11 protein-coding genes and 1 pseudogene are annotated in these 10,573 nt (G+C 37.0%); all 12 read right to left on the bottom strand.

Going from position 1 to position 10,573, the window contains the following annotated elements:
• Positions 1-926 (bottom strand): C45 family autoproteolytic acyltransferase/hydrolase (locus ASE01S_RS12090; RefSeq protein ID WP_067842682.1); only part of this gene is annotated, 926 nt, incomplete at its 3' end.
• 105 nt (positions 927-1,031) lie between these two features.
• Positions 1,032-1,874 carry a MerR family transcriptional regulator gene (locus ASE01S_RS12085; RefSeq protein WP_067842678.1) on the bottom strand — a complete coding sequence of 281 codons (843 nt, stop codon included), beginning with the start codon at positions 1,872-1,874 and terminating at the stop codon, positions 1,032-1,034.
• Positions 1,828-2,097, bottom strand: coding sequence for a transposase (locus ASE01S_RS16225; protein ID WP_245630371.1), 270 nt, complete (start codon positions 2,095-2,097; stop codon positions 1,828-1,830). The genes ASE01S_RS12085 and ASE01S_RS16225 overlap by 47 nt, the downstream gene beginning before the upstream one ends.
• A 142-nt stretch (positions 2,098-2,239) precedes the next feature.
• Positions 2,240-4,090 carry an FtsX-like permease family protein gene (locus ASE01S_RS12075; protein ID WP_067842675.1) on the bottom strand — a complete coding sequence of 617 codons (1,851 nt, stop codon included), beginning with the start codon at positions 4,088-4,090 and terminating at the stop codon, positions 2,240-2,242.
• The gene (locus ASE01S_RS12070) at positions 4,080-4,841 is read right to left on the bottom strand and encodes an ABC transporter ATP-binding protein (protein WP_067842672.1); all 762 of its coding nucleotides are present in this window, start codon (positions 4,839-4,841) and stop codon (positions 4,080-4,082) included. Before ASE01S_RS12070 ends, ASE01S_RS12075 begins: the two co-directional genes overlap by 11 nt.
• 115 nt (positions 4,842-4,956) lie before the next feature.
• Positions 4,957-5,952, bottom strand: a complete 996-nt coding sequence (locus ASE01S_RS12065) for a sensor histidine kinase (RefSeq protein ID WP_067842668.1) — start codon at positions 5,950-5,952, stop codon at positions 4,957-4,959.
• Positions 5,949-6,641, bottom strand: coding sequence for a response regulator transcription factor (locus ASE01S_RS12060; RefSeq protein WP_067842665.1), 693 nt, complete (start codon positions 6,639-6,641; stop codon positions 5,949-5,951). The genes ASE01S_RS12065 and ASE01S_RS12060 overlap by 4 nt, the downstream gene beginning before the upstream one ends.
• Positions 6,634-6,777, bottom strand: a complete 144-nt coding sequence (locus ASE01S_RS15860; protein WP_174520238.1) for a hypothetical protein — start codon at positions 6,775-6,777, stop codon at positions 6,634-6,636. The genes ASE01S_RS12060 and ASE01S_RS15860 overlap by 8 nt, the downstream gene beginning before the upstream one ends.
• 216 nt (positions 6,778-6,993) lie before the next feature.
• Positions 6,994-7,394 (bottom strand): annotated as a pseudogene (locus tag ASE01S_RS12055) (heteromeric transposase endonuclease subunit TnsA); the annotation flags it as partial.
• Between the two features lie 344 nt (positions 7,395-7,738).
• Positions 7,739-8,638, bottom strand: coding sequence for an SDR family oxidoreductase (locus tag ASE01S_RS12050; protein ID WP_067842662.1), 900 nt, complete (start codon positions 8,636-8,638; stop codon positions 7,739-7,741).
• A gap of 106 nt (positions 8,639-8,744) precedes the next feature.
• Positions 8,745-9,599 carry an ABC transporter permease gene (locus ASE01S_RS12045; protein ID WP_067842659.1) on the bottom strand — a complete coding sequence of 285 codons (855 nt, stop codon included), beginning with the start codon at positions 9,597-9,599 and terminating at the stop codon, positions 8,745-8,747.
• The gene (locus tag ASE01S_RS12040; RefSeq protein ID WP_217995656.1) at positions 9,596-10,543 is read right to left on the bottom strand and encodes an ABC transporter ATP-binding protein; all 948 of its coding nucleotides are present in this window, start codon (positions 10,541-10,543) and stop codon (positions 9,596-9,598) included. Before ASE01S_RS12040 ends, ASE01S_RS12045 begins: the two co-directional genes overlap by 4 nt.
• Positions 10,544-10,573: the final 30 nt, after the last annotated feature.

The following is a 10,573-nucleotide window of genomic DNA, read 5'->3' as shown; positions in this document are numbered from 1 at the left end:
GTTCCGAAGTTCTCTTTGTAGTTATGAATAGTTACCCCTTCTGGAAACTCTTTTAAAAGAAGTTCTTTGATTTCACTTACAGAAAGCTTACCTTTAGCACTAAAGTTATTTTCTAAAACTTTATATCGTTGTAGAGATTGATCAAGCTGACCTTGTTCAAGATTTCGAATTTCAGGGAATAACCCGTGATTCGTTGCCATTAAATAATCCATATCGGTTTTTTTAACCAATTTCGCTCCATCATATGTACCTACTAAAGCTGACTCTCCGCTCGCATCCGCTATGAGTAAATTCATATTTGTTCCAACCGGCATGTTTTTAATTGCATAAATAGCTTCTTCCGTATTTTTACATGTCTCCAGAAGCGATCTTACGATAACCATAAACTGCAAGCCTGTTGATACCGGTTCTCTCATCCCAGGATGATTCCCTATTGGCATTCCACATGAGGCAAAAGCTACACATAACCCTTTCTCATTTAACCCTTCGCTGCGACCAAATGTAGAAACAGAGAAGCCAGTATGCGTGTAACGTCCTCTCACTTTAGTACTACAAAGACGCATGTCGGAAATTTCAGGAGAGAGATCATAATTCCGGACTAGATAAGTTTTACCATCAACCATCTTCCGAGGGGAAATCACACCAAGACTACACCCTCCAGGTATGAGCCAGGCATCGTTATAGAAGTTTAATTGATCAGGTTCAAAGCCAAATCCTGTTGCAAAACCCTCTAATTCTTCATTTAAGCCCGGGCAATATTCCTCGATCTGAGCTCTCATTTCAAGATAAGTTTTATCAGAGTCTGGTGATTCACTAAAAAACAATTTTTTGGCGTGTGGGTTCTCACAAAACTCTAATGCCTGTTTTTCCCCAATTTCATACGAGCTGCCTTCTAAAAAAATGAAAGTTCCAGTATAGTCACTCATTTAAACCTCTCCATTCATCGTTTTATTAGCAAGGCATATGCTTTGCTATAAAAAGAATAAACCTTCCACTAGCTGGAGAGTTAACCCTTATTCGAGTATAGAACGTTAACCTATCTTGACAAACACTTTCGTTAAAAAATCGTTTGGATGCAATTCATCATTTGGTTTAATATGTAAAGGATTCATAACATTTTGTGGAACAAGCCCTTTTACATACTCTTCCATATACATGCCTGTTATAGAAAGTGATTGTTCTTTTAACCAAGTTTTTAAACATCTGTAAGCATAATGAAGGTCTGAATATGGACCTTTCATATCGACACATGCATAATTTCCTTCAGGCAATGTTGTAAGAAACTCCTCATTTTCACCCGCTTTTACTGGTAAAAGCAACTCAACATCAGCTTTATTTTGCTTCTGATCTTTATGATGAAAGATAGCGAGTAACTTCCCATCAACAGTTAATTGAAAAGCATAGATTCTTTCAAACAACTCTTTAACAAGCGTATCAATTTCCATTAGATTGATCGTTTTACGAAGAGACACAGCCCGTAAGCTTTTCCGCTTCTCTATGTAACAATTTGAAAGAACAGGCACAGAAATAATTGGTTCTTCATTTTGTAGTAACTTATTTAATTGCTCAATATTTTTAATTTTTGTGGTAATCTGTTCTTGCTGATTCTTTAGCTCATCCGTTTTTTTCTGTAATCTTAAACTCAAATTATTACTATCTTGTCCATTTAAAACTTGTTTAATTTCTTCTAATGAGAACTCGCATTCTTTTAAGATTAGAATTGTTTTCAACTCTTTCATCTTATCGTAGTCATAATAGCGATAACTTGTCACAGAATCCACATACGAAGGATTTAGCAACCCAATTTCACTATAATAGCGAACGGTTTTAACTGGTACGTTGCAGAGATTCGAGAACCTCCCTATAGTATACATAAAATGAATCACCCTCTATAGAAATGTATGGATAAAATAGCTTCAAAAAAACGTACGTTCGATTATATTGTCTGTTGGTTTTTATTCCTATTAATCTCATTGACCGACCTAAAGAAGAAACGTCTTGAACTTTAAACCATGGCTGGTAATCAGCCCCACTCCCGGTTCCACGATCCTCTTTAATCCATTTATCGACTTTAGGTGTTCTTTTTCTTTTCGACATAAAAACACCCCTTTAGATAATCATATCCAAAGGGGGAATACGGTGCAACTTCTTTATAAACGGGACGACTTTATTTTAAACTTACAACTTAAATTGTAATGGATAGTATAATCTTGAAATCCAGTTTAACGTGTTCTAGCACTTACTCTACCAATTTTATTAAATATGCTTTACGTATAATAAAAAAGCTCAGAGTAAACAACAGCAAAATAATTCCTACACCCACCGTAGTCATCTGAAAAAACGCTGGGGAAAGTGAATCACGAATACTGAATAACACGATAAATAATAAAATCGTAGCAATTGTAAAAGGGACAAAAATCAGTATTGCTAATTCTCTTGTCACAATAACACTAATTTCTTTCATAGATAGCCCGATCTTGCGAATGCCCAAATATTTTTCTTTTTCTCCCGCTAAAGAGGTCTGCAAGTAAAAATAAAGAATACTCATGGCTGCACTCAAAAAAATCAGACTAAGCATAAAACCAATAAAGAACAAAATCCTCTTTACAAATAACTCGTCAGCATATAATGATATTTTCGATGCGACATAACTCTCACCTGGTTCTGTCATGATTTGTGATTCTATTTTTTCTGCTAAATCCCGCTTCTCTGTCCAGTCCTCCAATTCATAGGCAAACACATGATATTCTGGATAATTGATTGCTTCATAAATCGCATCTGGTATAATATAATATACTGCCCGAAAGCCTGTTGAAAGAATCATGCGTTCTTCTAATCCTACGTACTGAAGAGTGTCATCCACATAATCCTGAATGGCATCCGTGTTTGGAATTATTCCCTCATTTCCTGCGACAACATAATATTCATTATCGTTAAGTGTTATCGCTTGGTGTGTACCAAGTGCATTGAAATTAGCATTCGACATGAAGCCAATCCTGCGGTCTTCATCTGTTTTGAAAGCAGATTGATACGCATCGAAGTTTCCCACTGTTTGCTCAAGGGTTGTCTCCATAAATTCAATATCTTGCTGTTCTTTTTCTAAAGGATTATCTGGAAGTGAAATATATTGAAAGCTATACGGATATACAGCTTCTGTATTTTCTTTGACATTATAATACGAGCTGTACAAAACACTCGTCGTAACAAATACGGCAACCAGTAAAATACTGAGCAAATAAATGACATGAGCATGTGAATTGCCTTTGGCTTGTAAATTCGATACAAATAACATATTGGTTTTTCTGTAATACGCGGAGCTTTTTTGCAATATCCGAATCGTAAACCAGATTCCTTGGGTTAATACAATATAAATCGTCATTAACAGACTGATAAACAAAATAATAAAATAAACAATTCCTAAGCTATCAATGATATCTGGGCTAAATTTGAAAGGTAGTAATAAAGCTGCACTCACTAAGATGGATAAAAGTAACCTCCATGGAGTTGGAAGTATTAATTTTTCCTGTGTAACATCTGCTTTTAACAGTCGTACAGCTTTTTCTTTCTTGATAAATCGTGTCGTTATTTTGGAAACAATTAAAAATAAAACACTAAATAAAATGAATGTCATTGCAATAGCTTGTACCGGTACATACATTCCAAAGCTGTCTGCCTCTAAGACATTTTTAACGACCATTAAAAACAGAGGAGAAACGATTACTCCAACAACAATTGCTGTAATAATTGCAGCAATTGCAATCAACATATTTTCTCGGAATACCATTTTCTGCACTTGCTTCGTCGATGCTCCAGAAATGATAAAGACTCCAAGGCTTTTGGTTTTCTTCTTTAAAAAAGCCAGCATCGAATAAATAATAAAAACAAAAGAAAAAGTATAGATAATAATACTACAAAGAATCATGGTGATTCCAAGTGAGCTATGCGGATCGATTGCATCCATCATTGGATGAAAGGCAGTAATCAAAAAAAAGAAAAAGACTAAAATAGAAAAGACGCTACTCAGAAAATAGGAAATATAGGTCCATTTATCCCGTAATATATTTTGAATGACAATATGATTAAAGCTCATGATAGCCACCACCCAGAAATGTCAGTGTATCTACAATTTCTTGATAGAATTGCTGCTTGTGGTCACCTCTCTGTATTTCATTGTAGAGCATCCCGTCTTGCATAAAAATCACTCGCTCAGCAAAACTGGCAACATACGGATCATGTGTGACCATTAATAAAGAGGTTTGAAACGTTTCATGAATGGATTGAAATAGCGTCATCACACTATTTGCTGCTTTAGAGTCCAGATTCCCAGTCGGCTCATCTGCTAATAATAGACTAGGCTGATGAATAACTGCTCGTGCAATGGCTACACGTTGCTTCTGTCCCCCTGAAATTTCAAAGGTTCTCTTCTTCATTATTTCTTCAATTCCTAAAAACTCAACGACTTCCGCTAAACGGGATTTCATTTCCTTTGCATTCACTACATCGAGTGTCAATGGTAATAAAATGTTTTCTTCTACGGTTAATGTGTGAACCAAGTTAAAATCTTGAAAGACAAAACCCAATTCACTACGTCGAAACTTTGCAAGGCCTTCATCATTCAGTTCATATGGATTGTTTTGGTTAATTGTAATAGAACCATTGGTCAGACGGTCTATGGTTGATATACAATTTAAAAATGTCGTCTTCCCACTTCCAGATGGGCCCATTACAGAGACAAATTCATTACGTTTCAGTTGAAAATCAATTCCTTTTAATGCTTTATAGTTCACCTCTCCCACATACTCCTTATGGAGTTGTTGAACACTTAAAATCATATCTGACATATATACCACTCCTGTCTTTTTCATTATTGACTTTAATATACCGAAGTCGTCCATTCCTTAACATTTAAAAAGATGACGGCAAAGTGACAATATTGACACATTCAAAACGGCTGCCTCAATCGGCAGCCGTACTAATACTTTTCGAAAGTTCAATGGTGAAAATGGTTTCTTGACGATGAGACGTTAACTCAAACGGATGATCTAGCGTATTCAAAATCCTTTTGACTAAGTATAAACCTATTCCTGTTGCTTCACGTCTTTTCCGTCCTTTTGAACCTGTATAGAATAAATTGAATAAGCGATTGATCTCACTTTTTGGAATGGTTTCCCCTCTGTTATGAATCGATAACTGCCCATTCCTGTAATAGATATGAACACTAGAGTACTTCTCACCATATTTAATCGCATTACTAAGCAGTTGGTAGACGACTACTTTCATCCACTTTCGGTCTGAATAAAGAATAACTTCCTCCGCTATTGTCACCTTAGGAAATAGTTCTTCCTCAATAAAGTAATCTTTTAAATCATTAATAACCTCTTTTATTATTTTCTGTAGTGGCATCGCTTCAATTTTCAAATCAGATAATAATTGGGTAGAGCGGCTATAAGACAATAGCTGATTTAATGAAAAGCTTATTTTATCGCATTCGGCTTTTACTTTCTGCCATTCTCCTAACGATTTGGCCTCGTTTATTTGATTCGATTGAACAAGCAATTGCATGACAGAAATAGGCGTCTTCATCTGGTGCACCGCATGTGAAATAAGTAGCAGCTGTTCCTGTAGAAAGTCTTGATACGTGTCCTGTTCTTTTAAGAGTAAGGAAGAAAATCCCTTTAATTGATTGGCATATGCTTTTTCTATCGGAGCATGAGGACGATAGACAAGAAAACCAGCTTGGTCTAAATTTTCTTTCTTTAAATGTGTATACATTTTTTTACGACGAAGATAGCGAATAACTAGCAGATTAATTAATAAAGTGATGGCTAAAAAACTAAAATAGTAATAATGATTTTCAAAACCATCTAATTGCTCAATGATAAAAGGCAAGCAGATAAAAGTTATCAGATACAAAAGAATAAAGCTGAGATGATCCTTTATAAATAACTTCATTTGTCTTTCTCCATCAATTGATAGCCAATTCCCCGAATTGTTTTTAGTTCTAAGGAGGATTGGACATTTTCTAATTTTTTTCGCAATCTTTTGATATTCACTGTGAGTGTATTTTCTTCTACAAATCCTTCTTCATCCCATATAACAGAAAGCAGCTGTTGTCTTGTTACAACATTTGGAAAAGCCTCAAAAAACATATTACAAAGCTGGAGCTCTTTTACCGTCAATACTTCCTCCTGTCTAGGCGTAGATAAACGTACTGTGTCCAAATTTAAGATAGTATTACCCTTTTGTAATATTCGTCGTTCCGCATTTTTTGCATACTCTCCATATGTACGTCGAATTTGCCCATTGATTTTTGCTATTACTACATCCATTACAAAAGGCTTAGTGATAAAATCATCTGCACCATTTTCAATACCATATATCTGATCTAGTTCGCTCATTCGAGCAGACAGAATCATAATTGGACATGTGGATATCCGTCTTATTTTTCTTGACCAGTAATATCCATCAAAGTAAGGAAGATTTATATCCATAATAACTAAATGCGGTTCTGTTTCTTGAAAAACATCCAGAACTCTTTTAAAATCTTCTATTATGTGACACTCATATCCGTATTTTTTAAGACGTTTTTTTAATGTATCAGCAATACTTATTTCATCCTCCACAATTAATATCCTATACATAAAATCCCCCGTTTGACCAACCTCGTGAAGAAACATCTTGTATTTTTATCCATGGCTGATAATCTGTCCGACTGCCGATTCCTCTATCTTCTTTAACCCATTTTTCAACTTTAGATATTCCTTTTCTTTTCACCACAAAAACACCTCTTTAAACAATCATATCCGAAGGGGTTAAAATTTCGCAACTTTATTTCAATTCTACAAAATTGATATCTCATAATAAAGTTATTTCATTTTAGAAGATAATCAACTTTATAAGAAGTACCTAAGGAAACTCTTTAAAGAGATAAACACCGTGGTGCCCAACTTATAAAGTTAGAGTATAGAGGCTAGATTACATAGTATTGATTATCATTTTAATTGCATGAGCTACTTCAATTACACCTTGTCCATTACAAATCGTTAATAAAAAATCCGTTGTCATTACAATCGGTTCCCCCGTTTTTGGATCAGCGGGATGTTTAATACCTAACTCATTTGCAATGACAATGGTTTCTTCCAATAGTAGTAAAGGGAATGGCTCACGAATATCAATAACAAAATCCGAAAATTCAGTTATATAAAAATAGTTTCGTTCTAAATCTGATAAAAACTCATGCTGCCTATTTGTCTTTATTCCTTTCAAGCGAGTAGACCTACCTAGCGAAGATACATCTTGGATCTTTAGCCACGGTTTATATTCTAACCAGCACCTGAACCACGACCTTCTTTAATCCATTTTTCAATTTCAGATGTTCTTTTTCTTTTAGACATATAAACACCCCTTTAGATAATCATATCTAAAGGGGTAAAGTTTCGTGACTTTCTTCAAAACATCGCATCTTTTTTATAAACATCGCGACTTTCTTTCAAAGCCACAACTCAATGTAGCTTTAAAATAAAGTTTGATCAGAAATTCCTCACAAACCCTTATATCACCGTAAACAAGAAGAAACCATTTTGAAAAAAGATTGATCAAAATGGATTCTTCCTTTACGCTGCGGTGTTCAATTTTTATAAAAAAGTTAGATCATTTTCTGATGTGATCTTCAACAATCGCGCCTCGTTCGTGGGGCATTAGGTGCTGTTATGCGATTACCCTTCCATTTATTTTATGTTTATCCATTCAAGAATGAAGTATGCTCTTTAACCCATTGAGAATATGTTTTTAGAGGTCTATTAATAATATTTGTAATTTCAGAGTTAAATTCAACTGGGTTATTTGAAATGGATTCAAGTACTCCTAATCTGTGAGAGATTTCATACTCATCAAGCCCTTCCTGGCGGAAGTATTCAAAAGCCTCATCTGAGGTTAATTCTTTGAATTTTAATTCTTTATTTAATACTTCACTTAGGATTTTTTTGCGCTCCAAAGGGCTTATAGAATGCCCATAAACATGCAGTGTTTTATTAGATAAATTGACTTGTTGAAGTTCTTTAGAAATTACGAATGCTAAATCTTCTTCATGGATCAGAGGGACTTTTGTATGAACGTATGGCTCTTGAATTAGGCTATCTTCTCTTATATGTTCTGCCCAACTTTTACCAGCTGAATAATGGTCTCCAACCAGAGTAGAAGCCATAATATTTGAAGGAACAATACGCGTATGTTTAATCTCCGAACGCTCAACTACCACATCAATAGCTAACCAATACCAGCTGTCGGGGGGAAATTGAATTTCTATTTCAGGACCATGTGAAGATAATGTTACTATTTTCTTTACACCAGCTTCTTTAGCCATATTTACAGCTTCGTAAACAGTTTCCGGAATAGCTCCTGCGAGAAATACTGCATCTATATTTTCAAATGCCAGAGGAGTATCGTCAGGTTTCGTAATGCTTCCATTTATGACCTTAGCTTCTTTTGGCCAGTTTTTACTTTGCGATTTATTTGCAAGTATGTGGACATCGAAGCCTTCTTCAATAAGCTGCCTCGCAAGATGCCGAGATACGAATTCATTGGGAATAGACCCTGGATAATCCACAAAGGGGGTTACTGTCAGTAATATTTTCTTCATTTAATACCTCACTCCTTATAGAGTTAATATACTTGATTGCAATCTGTATGTTACAGTGGGAAAACTAAGTAGGCTTTCTACCGTGATGGTACCGAAACTAGAATAATTAGTACCCCCGCGACATCATTTCCTGTTTACGCTTTTCCATAGTGGAGCCTGATTCTTTACGTGCCATCCTTCGTAAAATTCTCGGAACGACTAAAAAGCCAGCAATTGTCCAAATGCCCAATACGCCGAACATTTCGACATAACGCCATGATTCTCCAATTTCAGAAAGAACTGCTACATCAGGCATTAGAGCAGACCGCATGCCAAGACCAAGCCAGTAAATCGGGAAAATTTGAGCAAGGATCTGTACCCAGTCAGGCAGACTTGTAATCGGATAAAAGATGCCGGAAATAGCTGTTAATCCCCCGATCGGCAAAAAGGTTATATTAAATGACGCAGTAGTGCTTTTAACTAGCGACCCAATGACAGCTCCCCACGGAAGTGTTGCCAGCGTTCCGAGTACAAAGATCACAAGCAACATGCCCCACCCGGACCAGCCAATATTAGTCAGGCCTTGTATAAGAAACAATCCAGGTACTAGCAGCATCGTTACTGTAACCAATGAATTGGACGTTACAGAGATAATCCGGCTTATCAAATAACTGATCATGCCGTTAGGTGTTGCTTTAGCCCTGAGGAGCGTACCGTCCTCCCGTTCATACGTCATGGTGACCGCCGCACCCATAAACCCTCCAAATACAACTAACATGCCAAGCAGACTAGGTAAGGTGAACATGGATAGCGCCAAGTCAGTCCCTTCGATCATTCTATTACGCTGGACATAAAGAACAATAAGAAAGATAACAGTCATGACAATATTAAATCCGAGATCCATTGGACTCTTTAGCATTTGTTTAAATTCGATCCAGCCGCGCTTGGCACCTAATTTTGCAGCGTGTATGACAGGATTCATGGTGTTCCCTCCTCAAATGTTGACAGGGTCTCCTCTAGCTGGCCGTTACTTTCAATTCGTTGTACCATTTTAATATACGTATCCTCTAGGCTTGCCTTTCTGACCTCCAGGTCTGTAATAGCATCGCCGTGCTGTTCAAACAGGTTGCGTACGAACTGGACGGGCTCCACTACTTCTTCCTTGAAATGGTCATCGTGAATGGTCCAGCTGACTTCCGCTTTTCCCATCACCTGCCTTGCTAGCTGTTCAGAGCTTCCGTTGGCCCCGATACGTCCTCCGGCTAGAATCAAAATACGATCGGACAATTTCTCTGCCTCATGCAGATCATGGGTTGTCAACAAAATGGTCGTGTCTTCAAATTCAGACAGCCTGCGGATCACCTCATGAAAATCCCGGCGTGCCTGTGGGTCAAAGCCTGCAGTCGGTTCATCCAGAAACAAAATCTCTGGATTACCGATCAGTCCGATGGCAACGTCCAGCCTTCTGCGTTGACCACCTGATAAGCTGCTAATCTTCTGCTCCGCCTGTTCGTTAAGACCAACCTTGCCAATCAATTCTTCAGCGTCTAAAGGTCTGACCCTGGTGGAGGTGGCATACGGTTTATAATAGTCGCCCAAATGCTCTAGAAGCTCACGCACCTTCCATTTAGGGTGATCCCGCCATGACTGCATGACAATGCCCAATTGTGCACGCCATGCTTCGTCCCCATTTTTCGGATGTATGCCAAGTACTCGAACATCTCCTTCTGAAGGAATCCTGAAGCCTTCCATTATTTCAATGGTGGTGGTTTTTCCAGCACCGTTTGGTCCAAGCAACGCCAACACCTCTCCCTTTTTAACGGAAAATGTCACACCTTTTAATACATTCTTCATCCCGTAACGCATCTTTAAATTGTTAACTTCAATAACATTTGTGTCGCCCTTTTCTATAACAGACATTTTCATCATCTCGTCCTTTCATTTTAATATTTTTGT

It is taken from the genome of Amphibacillus sediminis NBRC 103570 (assembly GCF_001552275.1).
Classification (GTDB): Bacteria; Bacillota; Bacilli; order Bacillales; family Amphibacillaceae; genus Amphibacillus_B; species Amphibacillus_B sediminis.
This window is presented reverse-complemented; position numbering and strand designations above follow the sequence as displayed.

Excerpts from the sequence above, each read along its gene's own strand:
- ASE01S_RS12050 (WP_067842662.1), bottom strand. The coding sequence starts at position 8,638 with ATGAAGAAAATATTACTGACAGTAACCCCCTTTGTGGATTATCCAGGG.
- ASE01S_RS12075 (WP_067842675.1), bottom strand. The coding sequence starts at position 4,090 with ATGAGCTTTAATCATATTGTCATTCAAAATATATTACGGGATAAATGG.
- ASE01S_RS12060 (WP_067842665.1), bottom strand. The coding sequence starts at position 6,641 with ATGTATAGGATATTAATTGTGGAGGATGAAATAAGTATTGCTGATACA.
- ASE01S_RS12085 (WP_067842678.1), bottom strand. The coding sequence starts at position 1,874 with ATGTATACTATAGGGAGGTTCTCGAATCTCTGCAACGTACCAGTTAAA.
- ASE01S_RS12070 (WP_067842672.1), bottom strand. The coding sequence starts at position 4,841 with ATGTCAGATATGATTTTAAGTGTTCAACAACTCCATAAGGAGTATGTG.
- ASE01S_RS16225 (WP_245630371.1), bottom strand. The coding sequence starts at position 2,097 with ATGTCGAAAAGAAAAAGAACACCTAAAGTCGATAAATGGATTAAAGAG.
- ASE01S_RS12065 (WP_067842668.1), bottom strand. The coding sequence starts at position 5,952 with ATGAAGTTATTTATAAAGGATCATCTCAGCTTTATTCTTTTGTATCTG.
- ASE01S_RS12045 (WP_067842659.1), bottom strand. The coding sequence starts at position 9,599 with ATGAATCCTGTCATACACGCTGCAAAATTAGGTGCCAAGCGCGGCTGG.
- ASE01S_RS12040 (WP_217995656.1), bottom strand. The coding sequence starts at position 10,543 with ATGAAAATGTCTGTTATAGAAAAGGGCGACACAAATGTTATTGAAGTT.